The organism is Bacillus cereus group sp. MYBK15-3 (genome assembly GCF_051916765.1).
GTDB lineage: Bacteria > Bacillota > Bacilli > Bacillales > Bacillaceae_G > Bacillus_A > Bacillus_A cereus.
In genome coordinates this window covers 739,439-762,752 of record NZ_JBQAHG010000001.1, presented here as the reverse complement: position 1 = coordinate 762,752, position 23,314 = coordinate 739,439, and the positions used below count along the sequence as shown (strand labels likewise).

The following is a 23,314-nucleotide window of genomic DNA, read 5'->3' as shown; positions in this document are numbered from 1 at the left end:
GATGTGATATTTATCACATTTTTATAATGATTCACAAATTGTTAAAATTCGGTTTTATGTGAAGGGGATGTGAATATTTTTCGCAAAACGAAAAAGCAGGCCATAAGTATTTACACTCATGTCCTGCACTTGATTTATGCTTTCGTAATGGCACGCGGAAATAAAATATTATTTTCTAAATGAATATGCTCAAATAAATCATACTCTAGAGCTTCAAGACGTTGGTAGACAAGTCGATAAGTACCGCAAGCGCCTTCTGGAGGAGTAAAGTCATTTGTCACTTTACGAAGTTCTTTTATAATATTTCCGGCATGATTGTGCTCATTTTCTAGTTCATCCACTACTTTACGTAACTTTGTATAATTTTCATCAGTTGGATTTTGTTCAAATTCTAAAATTAATGGGAAATCTTCCATTTCTTCTTTAATTAAATGCTGTTCTAATTCCATTTTAAGTTCATGAAATAGCTTATGAATTTGAGCTAAATGAGGCTGACTTGCCCCATGAACACGTAATACTTTTGTCACATATGGACTTAACTGTGGTAATTCTTCATTTAAATAGCGATGATGCTTATTTATAACATAATCAATCAATTCACGATAAGAAGCATTTTTCCAATCAATTTCCGATTCATTTAATCGTTTCGTATTATGATAAAGCGTATTTAACTCTGTAAGCACTTCAGTAGCTGATAAATTTCTTTCATGAATTGCATCAATAAGTGGCTTATTACCGCCACAACAAAAATCTATTCTATATGATTTAAAAAGATCACTAGCTTTCGGAAATTGTGTAACAATCTCACCAACAATTGAAGTTTCAGTAAATGTATGTTCCATATGAATGCCTCCATAAAGTTTTAATGTAATATCTAAATTAAGAATAGCGATAAATTAAAATCTATGTAGTGATTGAAATCACTTATTCTGTGTCGTTTTTGAGAATAATAAGAAGAATGTTATTAAAATAAGGGGGAAAGTAATAAGTGGTAATATTTTACGTTAATAAAAAAGAAGCTTAGTAAAAGCTTCTTTTTTATTACTATTTTTCACATGCAATTCCATCGCCATCACGATCAAGATGAGAGCTATAACCTGGTTGCCCTTTATGTAAAGGAGCTTTCCCAGCTGCTCTAACTGCAGCACAATTTTTGTAGTATGCACTATCAGTATTACCATTAGCTGGTTGTGTTTGAGCTTGCTGTGCTTTTTGTTCTTCTTGTTGTTTACGAGCTTGTTCATCAGCCTGACGTTTTTGTTCTTCTTGTTGTTTACGAGCTTGTTCATCAGCCTGACGTTTTTGCTCTTCTTGTTGTTTACGAGCTTGTTCATCAGCCTGACGTTTTTGCTCTTCTTGTTGTTTACGAGCTTGTTCATCAGCCTGACGTTTTTCATCCTCTTGCTTACGAGCTTGTTCTTCGGCTAGACGCTTCTCATCTTCTTGCTTTTGAGTTTTTTCGTCTGCCTCTTTCTTTTCTAGCTCTTTTTTCTGTTCGCTATCTTTTGGCTCTTCATTATTAGAGGCAACTTTTGTACTAGTTGCTGTCGTTTTTTCAGAAGAAGGAGCTGAAATACCTAATAACGCAACAAAAATGACAAATAATACAGCTGTAATAATAAATTGTTTTTTCGCTACACCTGTTTTCTTAATAACAGATAAGATTGCTAGAACAAGGAAGAATATAAATAGAATGAAACTTAAAGTAGAAAAAAACTCGACGACGGGGTGTTCCGATTTTGTTGTACCGGCCGTTATTAATATAATAGAAATCATAAAAAGAATAACGGTAGGACGTCCATATTGTTTTGCTTTTCCATTTTTCTTAAAGAATGAAATGATACATAAGATTAAAAGAATAAAAGCAATAAAAAATAAAGCTGCACCAATATTACTTAAAATCGACATTTTCATACCTCCATTTGTAAGATTCTTCTTATTGATTATATAGGAGTTTATTGGATATTACACGGTTTGTATAAATTTAGAAAATTAATATTTTTAATAGACTTATAAACATTTATTTTATATATAAGGAAAAATGGATATATTTCCTATTACTTTTTGAAAGAGATTTCATAAATTATAGTATATCGATTGAAAGGAGGAGATTTGAATGGAATTTCAATTGTTGGTAACTTGTATATTACAAGAAGGTAATGCTTACTTTTTAGTAACGAAGGTAGATGATGTTATTACGTTAAAAGTACCGATTACTGCGGGAGTAGCAGGTTTATTTTTAGCTTTAGGTGTACCAAGATGTTCTTAATTTAAATCTCTATAGTAGAAGGGGAAGGGACATGCCTTCCTTTTCTACTATTACATAATATAATTATGTAAACTTAAATATCATATTTGTGATAGCACGTTTGAAATGGACATGCATATACTATAATGTTTCATTGGATGTTAGCGGTGAAAGGTAGTTTTAATAAGTGCATCCAGTGATATTTTTAAGCTATGAAAATAAAAGAGGTGCTATTATATATGAAAAGAAAAACATTGGATATTCCAGTTACATTGCGAAGAGAGTGGTTTTTAATAGAGTTAGCTCATTTAACGAAAAAATATGGAATTGAAATTGCAACTAGTAAAATGGATGCTGCACCGTTTTTAAAAGATCAAGTTACGGAGTCAAAGATAGGGAAAGGGCTACAATACGATAAATATGATGATGAGTATATAATTGAAAATTAAAGGGTAACAACAAAATTAAATTAATTTATAACAAAATATAAAATAAAGCAGATTCTAAATATAGAATCTGCTTTATTATGAAATACTTGTAGTCAACTAGCCTCTTTCTAGTGTTTTTCCTACATATTTCTCTTGCGTTATTCCAAAAGAGTCACGAAGAATGCGAGCATAATCTTTAGATTCTATTGGTCGTTTATTTTTGGTGCCTTTAAAGGTTTCTGTATAATTTTTATTTGTTAATGATATGTGACCATAAGTAGTTAATTTACAAGTGATAGCTCCTTTATTAAAAGGAGATTCTTTATGCTCTACAATCACTTTTTGAATCTTATTCACTTTTTTCTCATCTATTGGATCTACAGTGAAAGCATAGCCTATTTTCCATTCGTTTGAAGGTTCAGACTGTAAGAAACTTGTAGATTCCCCGTTAGCTCCTTTTCTCATTTCTAAAATATGCGTACCTTTTCGAGTATTTCGCTTACGAATTCGATATTCTCCTGTTTGAGAGGAGATGACTTCTCCGTTAAAAGGGACTGGATGTAAAGGGAGATGAGATGCAAAACCTGCATCCACAACATAATCTTTATCCTCATGACTTAATATGATAATGACATGACCATCATCGGGTTTCCATTTATTATCGTAAAGGTCATAAACAGTACCGGCTACTTTGTATACTTGAAACCCACAATCAATTAAAAAATAATACAATAGGGAGTTTAATTCATAACAAAGTCCACCTCGTTTTTGAATAAGTAACTTTTCTATTAAGTTATCTTTTGAGATATTTTTAATAGTACCAGCCATAATATCAAGATTTTCATAGGGGAGAATCATTCCCATTTTCAAGAGAATTTCATCTAAATCATCAAATGTTATTTCTTTTGCAGGAATTTCTAAGCGTTTAAAAAACTCCTTTTGTAATTTGGTCATCATAAAGTATTCTCCTTTCTTTTTACAGAATTTTCTTCTGTTCACCGATAGGTTAGTACTTCTAAAAAGTTAATTCAAGTGTGCAGAAATTATCATAATATATGTTTCTGGAAATATGATTTTCTATTCGGAAATTTCAGTTTAATTTTTAATCGTAGGAAAGTCTTATAATACAAGCTCCTTTAAAATTAGTTTGTATTTAATGAAAAGAAAGTACATATCTTTATTATATTTTTAAATAACTAACTAGTAATAAAATGTTTTTTTACTAAAATTTTTTCAAGATTTGTATGCTTTATATAAACAATAATGATTTAAAAAATATCTGGGTGTAGCGAAGGTAACAATTATTGAGAAACTTTTTTGTCGTATTCTATCAAAAGGAAGAGGTAGAAACAAAGAGAATAACGAGAGTTAAGGAAGAGGGTATACAACTAGTAACCTTCTAAAAATAGGGTTAACATCTTTTAAAAATAAAAGATTAGCTATTATTAAGGAAGGGAAAATATAAAATATTATAAAGAACACCTTCTTTCAAAAAAATAGGGGGAGTAATATGCGACTGATGAGAAGATGTGTGGCCTTACTAATTGTATTTTTTATCATGGCTCCAACGATTAGCACAAATGTACAGGCAGAAGTTATAAAAGAGCTTGGAAAGGGGTTTCCTGATACAGAAGTATTCACACCTGGAGAATGGTTTTTAGGCCAAAAACCTGCTAATTATGATGAGAATAAACCGCCAATTCTCTTTGTACAAGGAAGAAATGGTAATGCTGATAGTTGGTATGGAAAGACAGTATATCATGATATAAATGATATGTATGATTATGCTTTAAAAGCAGGCTATCAAACAGTGTTTATACAATTGTATGATGCTGCAGGGAAAGGTTCGGCTAGTCAGTGGGATAACGGAAAGTTGTTAGCACAAAAACTTGAAGAAATATATAATCATTTCGGTAAAAAAGTTAATATTGTAGCGCATAGTAAAGGTGGTATTGATACACAAGCCGCATTAGTTGAATATGGTGCGAATCGATTTGTTGGAAATGTTATTACACTTGCTACACCGCATCACGGCTCAAATTTAGCAGATTTGTCATATAGTTGGTGGGCAGGGTGGCTTGCTTCTATATTAGGTCAAAAAGATGATGGTACGTATTCGTTACAAATAGGTGAAATGGCAAAGTTTCGTTCAATAATAGATAACAACCCAGCAGCTAAATTAAACCGTTACTATACGGCTACTGGAACTAGCTGGGGGCCAACATTTTCTGCATTATCTATGGGTGGGTTATATTTATCATCGTACGGTTCAAATGATGGACTAGTAAATGAATGGAGTGCGAAGCTATCGTACGGTACACATTTATTTACAGATTCCAGATTTGATCATGACAATATAAGAAAAGGATCAGCTGTTTTTGCACGAATTGAACCATATTTACGTACGACAAATGTGGGATTACCAGCTTTAGTAGCATCCAGCACTAGTTCAAATGGAGATCTAGAACAATTAAATACAACTTCAAATCAAAATATTTTAGGAGGCGAATTACCACAAAATCAGTGGATAGAGCAAACCGTTACAGTTGATAAAAAAGCGGAAGGAATCGTTTCTATACTAACTGCTTCTTCTGATGTAGAAGTACAAATGGTATCTCCAAAAGGAAAAATCTATGCAAATAAAGATAGCGCTATAACTACTGGTGAAGGCGAATCTTTTTTTAATGGGGCGACAATTAGAACGTTTAAGTTTGATAAATTAGAAGTAGGCGAATGGAAAATCAAAATGATGGCGAAGCAGTCGAAAGATGCATATTTAGTTGTAAGCGATTACAAGGATGACGCACCATTTGTTCTTCGAATGCCTACAAAAGTTAAAATAAATCAACCTGAGTATAAACTGAAAAAATCACCTGTAGCACCTGAAATGAAAGGGGATCTTTCCATAACAGTAAGAGTCGTTAATAAAGAAGGTAAGTTAGTCTCTGAATTTAATGAATTACAAAATGTTAATACGAATACATTTACAGGTGCTTTGAAAGATATAAAACAACCGGGAGTATATAACGTTACGATGGATATAAAAGGGATGAATAAAGAAGGAAAACCATATAATCGTACGATTGTTAAGTCGGTTTATGTAGAGAAATAAGGAAGAATAAATAAGTATAATAAAAAGTGCAGAAATCTTGTGTTAGAAAGAATTCTGCACTTTTTTATGTGGGGAGAGATAATAAAAGTTGAAAAAACTGTTATTCAATAAAAAAAGATGCTGAAATAGCATCTGAATGTGAAGAAATAATTTTAACTTAGTTTTGTAACTGTTAATTCAACTGAATTTATACCATTGTCACAAGTTACAATACTTTGACGATTAAAACCACTATTATTTCTAAGTTGAAGAGTTGAATTAGCAGGCACTGTAACAATTGTTTCGCCAACGAGTTGAAGACATTCGTTATTTGATGAAGTATTCATTTGAATAGCGAAGTCACCTTGACTATTAGCAAGTGGATTGTTATTTAAAAATATAGTTATGACTGGGATATGTGGAAATACAGGATTTAAAGTAGTATTAATACTGGAAATGAACGAAACTCTATAATCACCAGCTTGTCTAAAGTGTATAGTAGTAGGATTTAGTAAGAAAACACCTCCTGCTAAAGGTCCAACGTGATTAAATGGAAAAGGATCTCCAAAAGGAACAGTTATAAATTCAGTTTGCCAAAAAGTTCCGTATGCAGGACAGCTTCGTTTATGTGAATGGTCACATGAACATTTTTTATTTGAACTGGAAGAAGATTTGCATGAGCATTTTTTATACGAGTTTGAAGAATGATAGTATGAACCCAAAATATTACCTCCTATTCTTAATAAATTTAAACCACATAGTAGTTTATGAAGATGAATCACAATTGGCGTGTATGCTTGTACTATAAAAGGAAATAGATTTGGAATATAAAGTGGTCAAATGATGAAGTGTAGTATTTGGGTATTACCTGTAACACCTTTTGAAGATGATAAGGTTTATAATTTGATAGAAAAATAAATGGAATTTCTAAATAGATTGAAGTAACGAGGAAACGTTTATCCCACTATTTTCCGAGCAGTAAGACTCCCATCTCAAAATTCAGCGAAAGCAAAGAAGTTAGGTGGGGGATGAATTAAACCCCCACTCATTAAAATTTCACTTTACTATATTTATTTAGTCTGACAAAACAGAAATATTACCTTTAGCTGTATGGATGTTATCATTTGGTGAAGTTATGATATTTAACTGTATGTATATTAGGCTATTCAGTTTATCTTTTATTTGCGTAGCTGAGCAGGAAAAAGTCAGAAAATATAGAATAATGTACATATGAAGCATCATTTGTTTTTGGTGTGAATAGTAATTAAAGATACGCTAAAATATTTAAAATTGTAACGAAAGAGAGATTAAATAATAGAAGGAGCAACTTACATGGAAAATATATTAAAGGTATCTTCAAAATCAAGCCCAAATTCAGTCGCAGGTGCAATAGCAGGAGTACTAAGAACAAGTGGTAATGTGGAAATTCAAGCGATTGGGGCTGGAGCTATAAATCAAGCGATTAAAGCAATTGCGATTGCAAGAGGGTTCGTCGCTCCAAGTGGTATTGACTTAGCTTTTGTTCCAGCGTTTCAAGAGATTTCTATCAATAATGAAGAGAGAACAGCGATTAAATTAATTGTAGGCCCTAGAAAGAAAAGGTCTTAGTAGAAGAGAGCGTTACTATAAGGGGAAAAGCTAATAGACTTCCCAGGTTAGATACGTTATTTTATGTAACCGATCCTTGGGTGTGGACACGGCATTATACCGGACTCATGTCTGTTAATTTCTCCTTAAATTTAGCGCGTGTTCTAGATACTTAAAAATGCCAAATCCTTTGTGATATAAGGGATTTGGCATTTTTGATGTTTTTAAAAATAAACAACCTTAAAACTGCTCATTTAGAAGATTTAGTTTTAGTAGCGGCCATTGAACGTTTTTATGATAGTTTACCTGATAAATGGAGAGAAATAGTAGCAGACAATATTGATTGTGCTAGTTATGTAGATGGGAAATATGAAGCGCACGTTTTAATGGAAAATGGTATGGAAATAAAAATAGAAATCTTTTATGTGGAAGAAGACAAAGATGAAGAATGGATATATAAAGCTTATAAAGTTTTATTATAGAAATTTCATTTTCATACAAAGGGGAATTGATATGAATTTTGTAAACTTTGAAACACAAGAGCAATTTAAACAGTTACAAAAAAATAATGTTGTAATTGTGAAATGGAAAAAAACGTAAGGCAGTACAAGGAATTAGGAGAAATCACACATCATAATTCTTACACAATTAATCGTATAAATGAATTGATTTTGAAAATAGTTTAGATATTGTTGGAAATATAGTTAGTATATGTCCGAACTGTCATAGGTTGATTCATTATGGAAGAGACAAAGATAAGAAAAAAGTTTTAGAACTTCTCTTTGAACAAAGAAAAGATTCTTTGAAGAAGTTCGGTATTGAGGTATTTCTCAAAGAGCTATTTGGATACTATGGAATTCTAAAATAAGAATATTCATAGCTATAGTGAAGGTAGAATGTTTCATACTTAAACATAGCTATTATTGTGATGGAAATTTAAATTTCGTCTTTTGAAAGTATCAATAATTTGTATTATTTTTATAGGGTTATATATTTTTCTTTTGCTCTGCTGTATAGCAGAGCTCTTTTTTTTGTCGTACAAAAGCCACCTATATATGTGAAGTGCACCCCAATTGTTAGGCTGTGTCTAACAATTGGGGTGCACTTCAGTCCTGTCGGGCGGCTTCTTTTAATTTATATTCACCAATTCATCAAACTTAAACTTAGTATTCAAACCAAAGGCATCTGTACAATATATAGTTTTCGTCATCGGTTCAATATGTAATACATTTATGTACATGTCTTGCACCATTCCATCACGATAGTATGAGATATGTATTTCTTCTTCCTCATGAAAAGATTGCATTAACGCTCTTTCTATTCGTTCCATAGTATCTTGTGTTAAAAAAGGTTTAGGTACTTTATATTGTTCCTCAAACATTCTATGTATTTCCTCGTATTGCTCCGGTATTGAAGCAAACGGATTCCATTTCACCATACCTCTTCCACGTACTACAGGAAAGCTGTTATATTCCATGATGTAATACCTCACTTTTGTTTTTTTAACTCCGCTACAAACATGTGTTCTTTTTTAAGGTTTGAAAAGGGACCATTTTGTTAACATGAATATTCAAAAATAATTTTTTCAAGTTAGAATATTCAAAAACTTATTTATGCAAACAAGCATGTCATGATAACATTTAACAAAAGGGGGTAGAAGTAGATGAGTGTTGACATTATTTCTAAAGAAGAAATCACAAAATTATTAAACGAATGGTATCAAGCTATGATTTCACAACGTGTATTACAGTCTCAGAAAATAAAAGAAGATATTGCAAATAAAATCAATAATATTAAGGAAGACCAAACAATATTAGTCTACTACGCTTTATTGAATGCCCGGTATAAACTGCTAATTCGGGATATGGATAGTACAAAAGATATTCTGGACAAAATCGAGCCTTTACCAGAGTCTACAGAAACATTTTTAGAGTACTATCATCATTTATTTAAAGCAATTTACGCTATTAATAAAGCAAACCATAGTGAAGCAAGAATGCAATTTGAAAAAGCTGAAACGTTTTTAGAGTACATGCATGATGAAATTGAAAAAGCTGAATTTAATTATTGGCTTGCAGTCCATTACTATCACGTATTAAAACCAATCCTAGCAGTTCAATTTGCTACAAAGGCGAATGAAGTATTTTCAATTAGTCCAGGGTATGAATTAAAAACTGCAGCATGCTTAAATACTTTAGGAATGGCACACATTCGACTAAATGAATTCGAAAGTGCAGAGGAATATTTACTTTCAGCACTAGGTACCTTCCAAAAATCTAATGATGAACTTCTTATTAAACGAGTTAAGCATAATTTAGGACTTTTATACGCAAGTCAAAACATGCCAGAGTTAGCAATTAAACACTTAGAGGATTCATTAGAAAATAACGCTAAAACTATGTTTCTTTTAGCAAGAGAACATTTTAAGTTAGGTTATAGTCATATCGCTAATGAATATATTGAGAATGGCTATAAGATTAGCGACTTATGTTATCGTCATCATTTCCGAATTTTAAAAGCAGTACATAACTATGTACCGCAAGAAGAATTAGAAAATGTGGTTATAGAAGGTATTTCGTATTTTGAAAAAGAAGAATTATATGATTGGGTAAAAGAATATGCTTCTCTTTTAGGTGAAAGATTCTATGGTTCAGAAAATCACAGAAAAGCAAGCAAGTATTTGCACATCGCTTTAGATGCAGACAAAAAGAGCATAGAAAGAAGGGCGCTAAAATGAAAAAAGCAATCTTATTAATGATGATGTTATCCGCTGTTTTTACTTTTGGTCTTACTAATGTAAAAGACATACCACAAAACGAAGCAATTGAAGTGTTTATGGATCATGGAGAACATATTTAAAACCTAAGGAAGAGGGCGCTTATAGTGTCCTCTTTTTAATATCTATTATTTATATGATGAGGTTGCAGGTACGTCTTTTGGTTATTGTTTGATAAACGTAAGATGTTTCTAAAAATGTGTATACAAAGGTGTAATTTTGTACTGTATATGTTCACGTACTATATAAAAAAGTATGAAAATCTATAAAAATAATTATTTCAATAAAATTTGTTTTATATATTAAAAAGTGCCAAAACCCTTGTGGTATAAGGGGTTTGGCACTTTTGTGTTTTTTATATTTTATCAAATAAACAATTCTAAAACTGTTCATTCTTCTCCCAAGATTCAACGATATAATGTGCGATCGTCGGATTGAAGCCTTTACCAACTAAAAACATAATCGCAGCAACTTCTGTTAATGAGTGTTCATGTGATGTATGTTTTGCTTCATTTAAACCGTAATCTACCCATGGTTTTACGAAATCTAGTACGGGTTTCTTGAAAGGTAAAAACTGTGTACCGACAACTTGTTGAATTTGTTGTTGTGTTGGTTCAGTAATTGGTCCAGGTGGCAATATTTGTGGTTGTGTAATGTCTAGTGTTGGTCCAGGCGGTAAAATTTGTGGTTGAGTTGGATCTATTGTTGGTGGTTTAGGTGGTGAGACACGTGCGTCGTAGTTTGGTTGATACATTTGTTGTTGGTATTGCGGTTGTTGTGGTTGAGTTGTGTATGGGTTTTGTGGTGCTACATATGGATTTTGAGGATATTGTTGTTCTTGGTTTTGTGGTGCTACATATGGATTTTGAGGATATTGTTGTTCTTGGTTTTGTGGTGCTGCATATGGATTTTGTTGATATTGTTGTTCTTGGTTTTGTGGTATTACATATGGATTTTGAGGATATCGCTGTTCTTGATTTTGTAGTGCTGCATATGGATTTTGAGGATATTCATAATTTGGACGTGTGTCATATGGATTTTGTTGAAATTCAGTTTCTTGGTTTTGCGTTGTTGCATATGGGTTTTCGTCATATTGTGGCTCTTGCTGTTGTAACTCTTGTTCTTCGTATTGTTCTGTGTATCTCTGTTCTTGTTGTTGAGGATACAATGGTTGCCTTGGATAAGGCGGTTGATTATTATAGAACATGTTTATTCCTCCTTCATGATGATGCCTACCACCTAGTGTATGGGCGGACAAGAAAATATGTGATGAAAAAATGCGGGCGTGTTACAATAAGTAACTGGGTGAAGATAAAATGACAAAACAAGAAAAAATTCAAAAAACAATTACTTTTGTAAAACATATTTTAGAAAAAGATGCGAGTGGGCATGATTGGTATCATATTGAACGTGTACATAAAATGGCGATTTCTTTATCTGAGCAAGAAGGTGGAAATCGTTTTATAATTGAAATGGCAGCATTACTTCACGATGTGGCAGATGAAAAGCTAAATGAAAGTGAAGAAGCAGGAATGAAAAAAGTTTCTGATTGGTTAGAAGAGCTACGGGTTGAAGAAGAGGAAAGTAAACATATTCTTCATATCATCGCCAATATGTCTTATAAAGGTGGCCATGGCGGCACAGTAGAGTCACTTGAAGGGAAAATTGTTCAAGATGCGGATCGTTTAGATGCTCTTGGTGCAATAGGAATTGCTCGTACATTTGCATATGGTGGGGCGAAAGGGAGATTAATGTATGACCCAACTATTCCGCCGCGTGAAGAAATGACGAAAGAAGAATATAGAAAAAATAATGATCCATCTTTAAATCATTTTTATGAAAAACTTTTGAAATTAAAAGATTTAATGAATACGAATGCAGCAAAACAAGAGGCTGAAATTCGTCATCGTTATATGGAACAGTTTATTGAACAATTTATGAAAGAGTGGAATGCACAAATATGAAAATGTTAACTGTGGAGAACTTATCAAAATCATATGGGGAAAAGCCGTTATTTGATGGATTATCATGTAGTATTACAGAAGGACAACGTGTCGGAATTATTGGTGTAAACGGAACTGGTAAATCGACATTATTAAAAATTATTGCAGGATTAGAAACTCCTGATACAGGTGATATGACGCATTCACGTGGGTATACAATTAGTTATTTATCACAGCAACCAGAGTTTGATGAAAAACTGACAGTATTAGAGCAAGTGTTCCATGGTGATACACCTTTAATTCGTCTTCTTCGTGATTATGAAAAAGCACTATTAAATATTGAAAAAGATCCAAGTAATGAAAAAGTACAGGAACAATTATTTGCAGTGCAGCAACGTATGGATGCAATGAGTGCATGGGAAGCAAATGCAAATGCGAAATCTCTTTTAACGAAATTAGGAATTACGGACTTCACTGCAATTGTTGGGAACTTATCTGGTGGACAGAAAAAACGTATCGCAATGGCACAATGTTTTATTGAAACACCTGATTTATTAATTTTAGACGAGCCTACGAACCATCTTGACCATGAGACAGTTGAATGGTTAGAAGAATATTTAGCGAGATATACAGGTTCGGTATTACTTGTAACCCATGATCGTTATTTCTTAGATCGTGTGACGAATCGTATTTTTGAATTAGATAATGGTAAATTATATAGCTACGAAGGAAACTATAGTACATTTTTAGAAGCGAAAGCACTTCGTGAAGAGCAAGAATTGGCACAAGAATCGAAACGCCAAAATTTATATCGTCGTGAACTTGCTTGGATTCGTCGTGGTGCAAAAGCCCGTTCTACGAAACAAAAGGCGCGTATTCAGCGTTTTGATGAGCTAAAGGCACAAGAAGGACCAGCTGCAAAACAGTCAGTTGATATTGCACTAAGCGGAAGTCGTCTAGGAAAGAAAGTACTTGAGTTAAAAGATGTAACGAAAAAATTTGGCGATAAGACGGTATTACATAATTTTAATCATATTGTGAAACCGGGTGATCGTATCGGAATTATTGGGGCGAATGGAAGCGGGAAATCTTCCCTATTAAATATGCTTGCAGGTAAGTTATCTCCTGATAGTGGTGAAGTGGAAGTAGGACAAACTGTAAAAGTTGCTTATTATACGCAAGAAAATGAAGAGATGAATTTAAATCAGCGTATGATTGAATACATTAAAGAGATTGCAGAAGTTATTCATACGACAGATGGAAAAGTAATTGGTGCATCTCAAATGTTAGAACGTTTCTTATTCCCGACGCATTCACATGGTACACCACTTGGTAAACTATCTGGTGGTGAAAGAAGACGTTTATATTTATTACGTATTTTAATGGGAGAACCAAACGTACTTTTACTTGATGAACCTACGAATGATCTAGATACACAAACATTAACAGTACTAGAAGATTATTTAGAGGATTTCCCAGGTGTCGTTTTAACTGTATCGCATGACCGTTACTTCTTAGATAAAGTAGTAGATGAACTGTTCATCTTTACTGGCGGAGGCGAAGTGCGTGAGTTTCTAGGTAGTTATACAGATTATTTAGAAATGGAAAAAACGAGAGAACTTATGGAGAAAGCGGAAGTTCAAAAAGAGAAAAAAGTAGTAGAAGAAGCTCCAAAACAACAACGTAAACGTAAACTTTCATACAATGAGCAGCGTGAATGGGAAACGATTGAAGATACAATTGCCGAACTTGAAGAAAAAATTGAGTCAATTGGAGAAGAACTTGCGAAAGTTGGATCTGACTTCACAAAGGCACAAGAATTATCTGAAGCACAGCAGAAAACAGAAGAAGAGCTAGAAAAAAAGATGGAAAGATGGAGTGAACTATCAGACATCGTTGAAGGATTAAAATAAAAACAAGCTGCATATATTGAAAAGTAAAGAGAAAAACTTTACACTATTGGTAGAACCTATTTTAGGAGGGAAAAAATGAGAACATCTAATCCAATGTTGAAAAAAGAGGCATTCCGTAAAGAGGGAGCAAGCGCTTCTGCGATGACGATTGGCGGAACAGTAGGCAAAACGTTTATTATGCTTATCTTGCTACTTGCAACGTCTGTCTATTCATACATACAGATGATGCAGGGGACGATGAAGATGCCAGTATTAATTGGTGCTTTAATCGTTGCGGCAATCATCGCATTCGCGTCTATGTTCTTCCCGCGTATTTCACCTTTTGGTGCACCAATCTATGCAGCGGTAGAAGGGGTTGTGTTAGGAAGTATTTCAGCAGTTTATACAATGAAATTTGGCGATTCTATCGTTTTAAATGCTGTATTACTAACAATCTCAATTCTATTTGCAATGTTAGTGTTATATGCAACACGCGTAGTAAAAGTAACGGATAAATTCCGTACAGGCGTTATGGCAGCAACACTTGGAATTATGGTTATGTATTTAGTCGTATTCCTACTAAATATGTTTGGTGTAACTGTTCCATACATTCACCAAGGTGGTACAATCGGTATTATTATTAGTGCAGTTGTTATTGTAGTTGCTGCATTAAACTTATTACTAGATTTCGATTTAATCGAAAATGGTGTACGTAGTCAAGCTCCGAAATATATGGAGTGGTACACTGCGATGGGACTAATGCTTACATTAGTATGGTTATACTTAGAAATTCTTCGTTTCGTTTCTTACTTTACGAAAAATGACTAATAAAAAAATCCTGCATGAGAAATGCAGGATTTTTTTATTTTTAAAGATAAATTGATTTTATGGTATAATATGGATATTTGTAACTTGAGTTAAGGGGGGATGGAATATGATGAAAGAGAAGAAAGGGGTTATGAAAAAGCTATTTTCTAAAAGTTTTTTCATAGAGCTAGATGATGCTTTAACGTATCCATCATCAAAAGTCATTACTTCAGCAATAGAGAGATATGCGGCTGAATGCAATGAAAGACTAAAATTTGAGAGTAAAGTTAAACCGATTACTTTCTACTTAGAAAATGTAATGTACCGTGCTGAAATAAAGATGGCTCGCGGAGGATATTACATATCTTGTACTGAAGTGTAATAAATTTTGAAACTATACATGTTTGAACTATGTATGGTTTCTTTTTTTGTTTTGTAAGGTCCAAAATAATACTTTCTACTTACGGATATATCATTTTGTGCTTTTTACCATTCAAACATTTCTCCTTACAATGAAGAAAAACATGTGAGGTGGTATAACTTATGATGAATCGAGTTGTATTAATCGGTAGATTGACAAAGGAGCCAGAATTATACTACACAAAACAAGGCGTCGCTTATGCACGGATATGTGTTGCGGTGAATAGAGGATTTCGAAATAGTTTAGGTGAACAACAAGTCGATTTTATTAATTGTGTCGTTTGGCGCAAATCGGCTGAGAATGTAGCTGAATATTGTAAGAAGGGGTCGCTCGTTGGGATTACAGGGCGTATTCAGACTAGTAATTACGATGATGAACAAGGCAAGAGAATATATAGAACTGAAGTTGTGATTGAGAGTATTACCTTTTTGGAGAGAAGGCGGGAGGGGGCATCGTAATAAAAGGTGATTTGAAGTAATAGCTTCGGAAAAAATTGTGGAAAGTATTTTAATAAACTTAAAGAGGGGGATACCGCCAGCTTTTTTGAAAAAACAAGTAAAGAGTATACAAAATTTTAGAACGTTTTTTGGCTAATCCAGTAACAAACGAGAATCGTAAAACCCATCACAGGATAGGAATGTATAAAAAGATGAATCGAGTGATAGAAAATAAAAAAAGGGATTCCTTCTGAGCGTAAGGAATCCTCCTTTTTGTTGCTACCGATAATGAGACGTTATGTTAACTTTACATGTATAGAATATACATGGTGTTATACAGTATCCCTTCTGATAAAATGGAATTAAAAGGAGACAAAGACTTTGAAAAAGAATTTGATACTGATTTTTTGTCTATCTATTTTATTCATATTGTCTGCTTGTCAAAAAGAATACAATGGAAAATATGTAAAATGGGGCGACACTATAGAAACTGTTAACACAGAAAGGCTAGAAAGAAATAACATTCCCTATAAAGTAGAGGGCAATAAAGTATATATTCCAGAAGATGCATTTGATGATGCTATAATGTGTTGTTCTTAGTAAGTAGCTTAGGCATTGTAAATCCGCATTTTCGAGACTGGACCCCTTAATCAACTTCCAATAACGAAAATTATGTAAATAAGCTATCCATATGGATAGCTTATTATATTTTTTTGCTTAGCGTGTTTTTTTCAAAAATAATGGCGATGCCTCAAGAAATGGATAAAAAATAAAAATCATCGGAAACGAAAGCTTTTAAAATCCCGTTCCTAATTTAAAATGTAAAAAGAATGAAATAGTATGGTAGCGGGAAGAAAGTAGTAAAATTAAGCATCCGAGTAGGAGTATAGAGTGATAACATGTTACAATACAGCTAAGAACATGCAATAAAGGAGAGTTTTTTACGTGAAGATTAAAGCAATTGAACCGACGCCAAGTCCAAATACAATGAAAGTTATTTTGAATGAAGTATTACCATCAGGAGCGCGTAATAATTATACAAATGAAAATAAAGAACAAGCACCAATGCAAGTGCAAGAAATTTTGAAAATTGAAGGCATTAAAGGTGTATATCATGTAGCCGACTTTTTAGCAGTGGAGCGAAATGCGAAGTATGACTGGAAAGTTTTATTACAACAAGTTCGTGCTGTTTTCGGCGAAGAAGTAGTGGAAGAAAGTGAAGAACAACAACTTGCTCATTTTGGAGAAGTGAAAGTGTTTGTTCAAATGTTCTTTACAATTCCAATGCAAGTAAAGTTAACAGATGGAACGACGGAAGAACGTGTTGGTTTACCAGATCGTTTTAAAGAATCAATTATGAAAGTGCAAATGTCTGCACCAAACGTTGTAAAAGAGCGTAAATGGGTGGAACAAAGTACACGTTACGGTAATTTTGAAGAAATTGGGAAAGAAGTAGTGGAAGAGATTGTTGCTGCTTATTCAGAAGAACGTGTAAATGAAACGGTTAAAGAATTATTAAATCAAGCAGGTGCTGTTGAAGTAACGATTCAAAAGCGTGAGCCATATAAAGTAACAGAAGAGATGATGAAAGATTCTGACTGGAAAAACCGTTTTGCAGCATTAGAACAAATGGATCCTACTGAAGAAGATATTCCAGTGTTGAAGATGGCGTTAGATGATGAAAAAGTTTCAATACGCCGCTTAGCAACAGCGTATTTAGGTATGGTAAAAGGTGATGAAGTATTACCGTTATTATATAAAGCGTTGTTAGATCGCTCTGTAAGTGTTCGCCGTACTGCAGGAGATTGTTTATCAGATGTAGGTGATCCGGCAGCGATGTTCGTTATGATTAAATCTCTGAAAGATCCAAGTAAATTAGTACGCTGGCGTGCAGCGATGTTCTTATTTGAACTTGGAGATGAAAGTGCGATTCCAGCATTAAAAGCAGCGCAAGATGATCCAGAGTTTGAAGTAGCGATGCAAGCACGTCTAGCATTAGAGCGTATTGAAGGCGGAGAAGAAGCAAAAGGTTCTGTATGGAAACAAATGACGGAGTCACGTAAAGGGGAATAATGTATGATTGTTTTCTATGATAGTTGGTGTCCGATGTGTACGGCCGTTGCAGAACGTACGAAAAAATTAGATAAAAAGGGTAAGATGAAATTTGTTTCATTTCGAAATGAAGATGTAGTTGAGAAGTATGAGCTTTCTCAAGAACTACAAAGTAAGATGGAACAAAGACTGTATATTTTAAAAAATAATAAGTGGTATGACGGTATTCAGAGCATAGATGTATTAGCAAAGGCCGTTCCATCTTATTGGTTTGCAGTTCCTTTTATAAAGCTATCTATCGTACTTGGTTTTGGAAGTAAAGTATACGATTATATCGCTAATAATAGAAAACTTGTTCCAGTGGGACATTGCCGCGGTGGGGTTTGTGAAATCCCTACAAAAAAATGAAATCATCGTTATCTTTCTTTTGCACCTATTAATAGAGCGTGATATGATGAATTTGGAATGAAAGTTGAAGGAGAGATTACAAGATGTCAAATGCTTATGAAGAATACATGCGCCAAATGGTAATCCCAATGCGCCAAGAGTTAGTGCGTTCTGGGTTTGAAGAGTTAACTACAGAAGAAGCTGTAACAGAATTTATGGAAAATACATCAGGTACAACTTTAGTAGTTGTAAACTCTGTTTGTGGTTGTGCAGCTGGTTTAGCACGTCCATCAGCAGGTCAAGCGGTTGTTCGTGCTGAAAAACAACCTGATCATCTTGTAACTGTATTCGCAGGTCAAGATAAAGATGCTACTGCAAAAATGCGTGAATACTTCGGAGAAATTCCTCCATCTTCACCATCTATGGCATTATTAAAAGGAAAAGAAGTTGTTCACTTCATTCACCGTCATGAAATTGAAGGTGCAACTATGGACGAAATTATTACGAACTTAGAACAAGCTTTCGAAAAGAATTGCTAAAGAAGGGGGAGAGTAAATCTCCCTCTTTTCTTTATATAGAGGTGAAACCATGATCGTAACAACAGCAGGAAGAACGAATAAAGAAATGACAGATTATGCAAACGAGGTAGCAGCAGAATTAAATGCTTCTTTCGTTAAACGTAATGACATACCAGTACATAAGCTGCATGAGCAGTATGAACAAGATGTGCTTGTCGTAGGGAAGAACCGATTAGCTATTTATCCGAAAGGTACGGAAGAATCGTTTTTCTTTCATCCGAACTCAGCGATGTTTCGTGTGAAAAGGTTAATGCGTGGAGAACACGATCCGTTTGTACAAGCCACGCAATTAGAGAGAGGAATGACAGTGTTAGATTGTACGCTCGGTATGGCATCAGATAGTATTGTAGCTAGTTATGTTGTTGGTGAAAGCGGAAAAGTAACAGGACTTGAAGGCAATGAGTATATGGCTTATATTATGGAAAATGGTTTGAAAACATGGTCTTCATCCGTTTCTGAAATTGATGAAGCAATGCAAAGAATTCAAGTAAAGCAAATGGAGCATTTTTCATTTTTAGCGCAATGTGAAGACAATAGTTACGATGTCGTTTACCTTGATCCGATGTTTGAAGAAACTGTCATAGAATCCGACGGAATTAAAGGATTAAAACACTTCGCTTTGTATCATGATATTACTGATGAAACAATTGCGGAGGCAAAACGAGTGGCGAGAAAACGTGTCGTTTTAAAAGATCATTTTCGTAGTTCTAGATTTGAAAAACACAATTTTTATGTATACAAAAGAAAAAGTGCTAAGTTTCACTTTGGTGTAATTGACCCTTGCTAATTGTTTGAAAAGATGTATAATAAGCAATAATTAATTAAATATACTGTCTGTGATGAAGAGAGTAGTCTTTTTTAGAAGGAAAGCGAGCTAGGGATGGTGTGAGCCTAGTACGGAAGAAAAAGATGAAGCGCACTTCGGAGATGCTTCTTGAACGAATAGTAGAGAAAGCCGAGGCCCCCTGTCCTCGTTATAAACGGGAAAGTGGTTCGTAACGAACAACAAGGGTGGTACCACGGGTTAAAACTCGTCTCTTTTTTAGAGACGAGTTTTTTGTGTTTTAAAAAATAAGGAGGTTGTATCATGGATTATAAAATGCAGTTTGTGGAAAGTTTATCTAATATTTTCACGAATGAATTAACGCAAAAACAAATTTTAGATTTAATTGAAACACCGAAACAAGATGAATTTGGAGATGCAGCGTTCCCATGCTTTTCATTAGCGAAGCAATATAAAAAAGCACCAGCTTTTATCGCAAAGGAAGTTGCTGAGAAATTCAATGATCCGTTTTTTACGAAAGTAGAAGCCGTTGGTCCTTATGTAAATGTATTTTTCAATCGTGAAACTGTAAGTGATGCAGTATTAAAAACAGTTTTAGCGGAGAAAGAAGAGTTCGGTCAAAACCACTTTGGCTGTGAAAAAACAGTAGTAATTGATTATTCCTCTCCTAATATCGCGAAACCTTTTTCGATGGGGCATTTACGTTCTACAATGATAGGAAATTCGCTGAAACATATCGCTGAAAAATGTGGCTATGAAGTTGTAGGGATTAATTATATAGGAGATTGGGGAACACAGTTTGGAAAGTTAATTACGGCTTATAAAAAATGGGGAAATGAAGCAGTAGTTAAAGAAGATCCAATACGTGAGCTATTTAAGTTATATGTCCAATTCCATGAAGAGGTAAAAGACGACGAAGAACTAGAAGAAGAAGGACGTGCTTGGTTTAAGAAATTAGAAGAAGGTGATGAAGAAGCGGTAGAGCTTTGGAATTGGTTCCGTCATGAGTCCCTTAAAGAATTTTCTCGCATTTATGAACTTCTCGGCGTAGAATTTACTAATTTTCAGGGAGAAGCATTTTATAATAATTTAATGGAAGATTTTATTGGGATTTTAGAAGAACATGAGTTGCTTGAAGAATCAGAAGGTGCATTAGTCGTTAATTTAGAAGAAGAAGGAATGCCGCCTTGTTTAATTAGAAAATCAGATGGTGCGACGATTTATGCAACGCGTGACTTAACGGCAGCTTTATATCGTCAAAACACTTATGGGTTTGATAAAGCGCTATATGTTGTTGGTCCAGAACAAAGCTTACATTTCAATCAATTTTTCACCGTATTAAAAAAACTTGGCTATACTTGGGTTGATGGTATGGAACACGTACCGTTTGGCTTCATTTTAAAAGATGGTAAGAAAATGTCGACACGTAAAGGAAGAGTTATTTTACTTGAAGAAGTACTCGAAGAAGCAATCGAACTTGCAAAACAGAATATTGAAGAGAAAAATCCAAACTTAAAACAAAAAGAAGTAGTAGCAAAGCAAGTCGGTGTTGGTGCAGTCATCTTCCACGATTTAAAAAATGAGCGTATGCATAATATCGAATTCTCATTAGAAAATATGCTGAAATTTGAAGGAGAAACAGGACCTTACGTACAGTACACACATGCACGTGCTTGCTCTATTTTAAGAAAAGAAAGTGTAGAATTTGAAACATGTACGTTTGCTTTAAAAGATGATTATAGCTGGAGTGTCGTAAAATTACTTAATAAATTCCCTCAAGTAATTGAAGCAGCTTTCAATAAAAATGAGCCATCTATTATTTCGAAATATATATTAGATGTAGCACAATCATTCAATAAATATTACGGTAATGTTCGTATATTAGAAGAGAGCGAAGAAAAAGACAGCAGACTCGCATTGGTTTATGCTGTGACGGTTGTATTAAAAGAAGGATTACGTTTACTTGGGGTGGAGGCACCTGAGGAGATGTAACATAGTAGTAAACTGACAAACTGGGTCTAGTATAAACCTGGTTTGTTTTTTTATTGGATATATATTTTTTTTGCAAAATCAATTAAAATCTTTTTAGAGAGGGTGATTCATATTGATTCGAACTTTTATTTTACAAATTCCTTGTCATAGAAGATTAGATAGGAGTTTTTTTAAACTACAAAAGTACATACCTTTATGTGCGCGTTGTACAGGCATGCTTATTGGTATTTTAATGTTTCCAATTTATTTTTATATGACACCTTCATTTCTTTTGGCAATCATACTATCATTTTTCGCTCAAATTCCGTTACTTATCGATGGGTTCACCCAAAAGTGGAAATGGAGAAGTAGCTCAAATTTGCTAAGAATAACTACTGGTGTATTAAGCGGTAATGGTATGGGATTATTCATTTCCTCTAGTGTTATATGGATATTATCTTAAGATATATAGTAATGGAGGTATTTACATAGATGTTCTGGATTTATTTAATTCTAATTTTTATTTCAGGCGGAAGTGGAATTGGTTTTATGATTCAAAATAAGTATACAGAAGCAATAATAGCTTTTGTTATTTGTATACTATTGTTTGGGCTACTGTATTATTATCTTAAAAGAAACAAAAGAAAGAGAAAAGCAGATTGTGACGATTTAGACTGTACGGATTGTTTTGATTGTGATTGTACTTGTTAAATTTTTCTTCCAAATAAAAAGCTAGTGTATTATTAAAAATACACTAGCTTTTTTGCTTTGAAGTTTTAAGAAAAGTGTAGGAATACGGCTATTATATAGAGAACTTTAGTTTTGTATATAAAAGGAGGCGTTAGATGTTGGAAACGTATAATTGGAACAATAAACTAACATATTTAAAAAACACGAGAGATTTATATTACAACGACGATTATGTAAGCTTTTTAGTAAATACAGTTTGGAAGATTACTAAGCCTGTACATATCGTTGATTACGGTTGTGGATATGGTTATTTAGGATTAGTATTAATGCCATTACTCCCAGAAGGTTCAAAGTATACAGGTATTGATAGTGGAGAAACATTATTAGCTGAAGCCAGAGAGTTGTTTCGTTTACTTCCGTATGATTCAGAATTTCTTGAAGGAGATGCTACAGAAATTGAACTGAACGATAAATACGATATAGCAATCTGTCATGCTTTCTTATTACATATGACTACTCCAGAAACAATGCTACAAAAAATGATACATTCAGTTAAAAAGGGTGGAAAAATAATCTGTTTTGAACCACATTGGATTTCTAATATGGCTTCTTATTTACTAGATGGGGAGAAACAATCGGAATTTATTCAGCTAGGTGTTTTGCAGAAATTATTTGAAAGTGATACGCAAAGAAATGGTAAAGATGGCAATATAGGCATGAAAATACCGATATATTTAAGTGAATTAGGTGTGAAAAATATTGAATGTAGAGTAAGCGATAAAGTGAACTTTTTAGATTCAAATATGCATCACAATGATAAAAACGATTTGTATCAATCATTAAAAGAAGAGGGGATTGCAGGTGATCCGGGTGATAAGCAACAATTTGTAGAACGTTTAATAGCCAGAGGATTAACATATGATAATGCGCTAGCTCAATATGAAGCTGAACTACGATTTTTTAAAATATTTCATGTGTATTCTTCTTTTGTATACGCTCCCAATATGAAAATTACATTTGGTGACATAGTTTGTTAAAAGGTATGATGTATAAGGCTTGTCGTTTAATGTCGATAAGTCGATATTCGACATATAATCGCTGATAAATGTTAAGAATCGGTCGATATAATTTGAAAATCGCCGATAAAATGAAAGAATCGCTGATATATTTGAATTATCGCCGATATAATTTTATGTACTAATTTCAGCTTCTACAAGATAAA

General features: G+C 33.6%; 27 protein-coding genes and 1 other annotated feature. Of the genes, 21 read left to right on the top strand and 6 right to left on the bottom strand.

Features of this window, described 5'->3' with window-relative positions; genetic code table 11:
- Positions 1-134: 134 nt before the first annotated feature.
- Entirely contained in the window at positions 135-842 is a 708-nt protein-coding gene (gene ric / locus ACTFR8_RS03840; protein WP_252209944.1) for an iron-sulfur cluster repair di-iron protein, read from the bottom strand.
- Positions 843-1,044: 202 nt separating this feature from the next.
- The gene (locus tag ACTFR8_RS03835) at positions 1,045-1,908 is read right to left on the bottom strand and encodes an excalibur calcium-binding domain-containing protein (protein WP_000025810.1); all 864 of its coding nucleotides are present in this window, start codon (positions 1,906-1,908) and stop codon (positions 1,045-1,047) included.
- Between the two features lie 208 nt (positions 1,909-2,116).
- Between ACTFR8_RS03835 and exsG the strand changes: the two genes are divergently transcribed.
- Together exsG and ACTFR8_RS03825 are read left to right on the top strand one after the other, a co-directional pair.
- Positions 2,117-2,269 carry an exosporium protein ExsG gene (exsG, locus tag ACTFR8_RS03830; protein ID WP_000395679.1) on the top strand — a complete coding sequence of 51 codons (153 nt, stop codon included), beginning with the start codon at positions 2,117-2,119 and terminating at the stop codon, positions 2,267-2,269.
- A 218-nt stretch (positions 2,270-2,487) separates the two neighbouring features.
- Positions 2,488-2,697 (top strand): hypothetical protein, encoded by a 210-nt coding sequence (locus ACTFR8_RS03825; RefSeq protein WP_000824205.1) that lies wholly within the window; start codon positions 2,488-2,490, stop codon positions 2,695-2,697.
- Between the two features lie 96 nt (positions 2,698-2,793).
- Here ACTFR8_RS03825 and ACTFR8_RS03820 read toward each other — a convergent pair whose 3' ends face one another.
- On the bottom strand, positions 2,794-3,633 hold the full coding sequence (locus tag ACTFR8_RS03820) for an arylamine N-acetyltransferase family protein (protein WP_000988427.1): 840 nt from the start codon (positions 3,631-3,633) through the stop codon (positions 2,794-2,796).
- Between the two features lie 553 nt (positions 3,634-4,186).
- Between ACTFR8_RS03820 and ACTFR8_RS03815 the strand changes: the two genes are divergently transcribed.
- Positions 4,187-5,788 carry an esterase/lipase family protein gene (locus ACTFR8_RS03815; RefSeq protein ID WP_001238692.1) on the top strand — a complete coding sequence of 534 codons (1,602 nt, stop codon included), beginning with the start codon at positions 4,187-4,189 and terminating at the stop codon, positions 5,786-5,788.
- A gap of 152 nt (positions 5,789-5,940) precedes the next feature.
- On the opposite strand, the gene ACTFR8_RS03810 is transcribed toward ACTFR8_RS03815, so the two are convergent.
- Positions 5,941-6,489, bottom strand: coding sequence for a hypothetical protein (locus tag ACTFR8_RS03810; protein WP_000536151.1), 549 nt, complete (start codon positions 6,487-6,489; stop codon positions 5,941-5,943).
- Positions 6,490-7,099: 610 nt separating this feature from the next.
- Here ACTFR8_RS03810 and ACTFR8_RS03805 point away from each other — a divergent pair.
- Together ACTFR8_RS03805 and ACTFR8_RS03800 are read left to right on the top strand one after the other, a co-directional pair.
- Positions 7,100-7,375: a stage V sporulation protein S gene (locus tag ACTFR8_RS03805; protein ID WP_000427801.1), complete on the top strand. Its 276-nt coding sequence runs from the start codon at positions 7,100-7,102 to the stop codon at positions 7,373-7,375.
- Positions 7,376-7,572: 197 nt separating this feature from the next.
- Positions 7,573-7,836, top strand: a complete 264-nt coding sequence (locus tag ACTFR8_RS03800; RefSeq protein WP_000478848.1) for a hypothetical protein — start codon at positions 7,573-7,575, stop codon at positions 7,834-7,836.
- Positions 7,837-8,483: 647 nt separating this feature from the next.
- Here the strand turns inward: ACTFR8_RS03800 and ACTFR8_RS03795 are convergent.
- Positions 8,484-8,831, bottom strand: coding sequence for a YolD-like family protein (locus ACTFR8_RS03795; protein WP_000456233.1), 348 nt, complete (start codon positions 8,829-8,831; stop codon positions 8,484-8,486).
- 186 nt (positions 8,832-9,017) lie between these two features.
- Here ACTFR8_RS03795 and ACTFR8_RS03790 point away from each other — a divergent pair, with 186 nt between their 5' ends.
- Both ACTFR8_RS03790 and ACTFR8_RS03785 read left to right on the top strand, forming a co-directional pair.
- A complete protein-coding gene (locus ACTFR8_RS03790; RefSeq protein ID WP_000109862.1) occupies positions 9,018-10,091 on the top strand; it encodes a tetratricopeptide repeat protein in 1,074 nt (357 codons plus the stop codon).
- Positions 10,088-10,213: a hypothetical protein gene (locus ACTFR8_RS03785; RefSeq protein WP_000709202.1), complete on the top strand. Its 126-nt coding sequence runs from the start codon at positions 10,088-10,090 to the stop codon at positions 10,211-10,213. Before ACTFR8_RS03790 ends, ACTFR8_RS03785 begins: the two co-directional genes overlap by 4 nt.
- Before the next feature lie 296 nt (positions 10,214-10,509).
- Here ACTFR8_RS03785 and ACTFR8_RS03780 read toward each other — a convergent pair whose 3' ends face one another.
- Positions 10,510-11,337 carry a hypothetical protein gene (locus tag ACTFR8_RS03780; RefSeq protein ID WP_098963520.1) on the bottom strand — a complete coding sequence of 276 codons (828 nt, stop codon included), beginning with the start codon at positions 11,335-11,337 and terminating at the stop codon, positions 10,510-10,512.
- A 109-nt stretch (positions 11,338-11,446) separates the two neighbouring features.
- Here ACTFR8_RS03780 and ACTFR8_RS03775 point away from each other — a divergent pair, with 109 nt between their 5' ends.
- From ACTFR8_RS03775 to ACTFR8_RS03710, 14 genes are all read left to right on the top strand, one after another.
- Positions 11,447-12,094, top strand: coding sequence for an HD domain-containing protein (locus ACTFR8_RS03775; RefSeq protein WP_000165966.1), 648 nt, complete (start codon positions 11,447-11,449; stop codon positions 12,092-12,094).
- Complete coding sequence (locus ACTFR8_RS03770) at positions 12,091-13,986, top strand: ABC-F family ATP-binding cassette domain-containing protein (RefSeq protein WP_000783169.1); 1,896 nt, start codon at positions 12,091-12,093, stop codon at positions 13,984-13,986. Before ACTFR8_RS03775 ends, ACTFR8_RS03770 begins: the two co-directional genes overlap by 4 nt.
- 75 nt (positions 13,987-14,061) lie before the next feature.
- Positions 14,062-14,793 carry a Bax inhibitor-1/YccA family protein gene (locus ACTFR8_RS03765; RefSeq protein ID WP_001260655.1) on the top strand — a complete coding sequence of 244 codons (732 nt, stop codon included), beginning with the start codon at positions 14,062-14,064 and terminating at the stop codon, positions 14,791-14,793.
- Positions 14,794-14,899: 106 nt separating this feature from the next.
- A complete protein-coding gene (locus tag ACTFR8_RS03760) occupies positions 14,900-15,154 on the top strand; it encodes a DUF4318 domain-containing protein (RefSeq protein ID WP_098963518.1) in 255 nt (84 codons plus the stop codon).
- Positions 15,155-15,315: 161 nt separating this feature from the next.
- Positions 15,316-15,651: a single-stranded DNA-binding protein gene (locus ACTFR8_RS03755; protein ID WP_000982014.1), complete on the top strand. Its 336-nt coding sequence runs from the start codon at positions 15,316-15,318 to the stop codon at positions 15,649-15,651.
- A 360-nt stretch (positions 15,652-16,011) separates the two neighbouring features.
- Positions 16,012-16,230 (top strand): hypothetical protein, encoded by a 219-nt coding sequence (locus ACTFR8_RS03750; RefSeq protein ID WP_000739870.1) that lies wholly within the window; start codon positions 16,012-16,014, stop codon positions 16,228-16,230.
- Between the two features lie 345 nt (positions 16,231-16,575).
- Positions 16,576-17,703 (top strand): conserved virulence factor C family protein, encoded by a 1,128-nt coding sequence (locus tag ACTFR8_RS03745; protein ID WP_000692580.1) that lies wholly within the window; start codon positions 16,576-16,578, stop codon positions 17,701-17,703.
- Positions 17,704-17,706: 3 nt separating this feature from the next.
- Positions 17,707-18,090: a thiol-disulfide oxidoreductase DCC family protein gene (locus ACTFR8_RS03740; RefSeq protein WP_000634887.1), complete on the top strand. Its 384-nt coding sequence runs from the start codon at positions 17,707-17,709 to the stop codon at positions 18,088-18,090.
- A gap of 83 nt (positions 18,091-18,173) precedes the next feature.
- Positions 18,174-18,608 carry a BrxA/BrxB family bacilliredoxin gene (locus ACTFR8_RS03735; protein WP_000063706.1) on the top strand — a complete coding sequence of 145 codons (435 nt, stop codon included), beginning with the start codon at positions 18,174-18,176 and terminating at the stop codon, positions 18,606-18,608.
- Positions 18,609-18,657: 49 nt separating this feature from the next.
- Entirely contained in the window at positions 18,658-19,434 is a 777-nt protein-coding gene (locus tag ACTFR8_RS03730) for a class I SAM-dependent methyltransferase (RefSeq protein ID WP_000637458.1), read from the top strand.
- A gap of 40 nt (positions 19,435-19,474) precedes the next feature.
- Positions 19,475-19,689: a binding site (T-box leader), on the top strand.
- A gap of 45 nt (positions 19,690-19,734) precedes the next feature.
- Positions 19,735-21,423 (top strand): arginine--tRNA ligase, encoded by a 1,689-nt coding sequence (argS, locus tag ACTFR8_RS03725; protein WP_098963517.1) that lies wholly within the window; start codon positions 19,735-19,737, stop codon positions 21,421-21,423.
- Positions 21,424-21,535: 112 nt separating this feature from the next.
- The gene (locus ACTFR8_RS03720; RefSeq protein ID WP_000621475.1) at positions 21,536-21,865 is read left to right on the top strand and encodes a DUF2085 domain-containing protein; all 330 of its coding nucleotides are present in this window, start codon (positions 21,536-21,538) and stop codon (positions 21,863-21,865) included.
- A 29-nt stretch (positions 21,866-21,894) separates the two neighbouring features.
- The gene (locus ACTFR8_RS03715; protein ID WP_000498601.1) at positions 21,895-22,113 is read left to right on the top strand and encodes a hypothetical protein; all 219 of its coding nucleotides are present in this window, start codon (positions 21,895-21,897) and stop codon (positions 22,111-22,113) included.
- A 137-nt stretch (positions 22,114-22,250) separates the two neighbouring features.
- Positions 22,251-23,129: a class I SAM-dependent methyltransferase gene (locus ACTFR8_RS03710; protein WP_153045361.1), complete on the top strand. Its 879-nt coding sequence runs from the start codon at positions 22,251-22,253 to the stop codon at positions 23,127-23,129.
- The last annotated feature ends 185 nt before the right edge of the window (positions 23,130-23,314 follow it).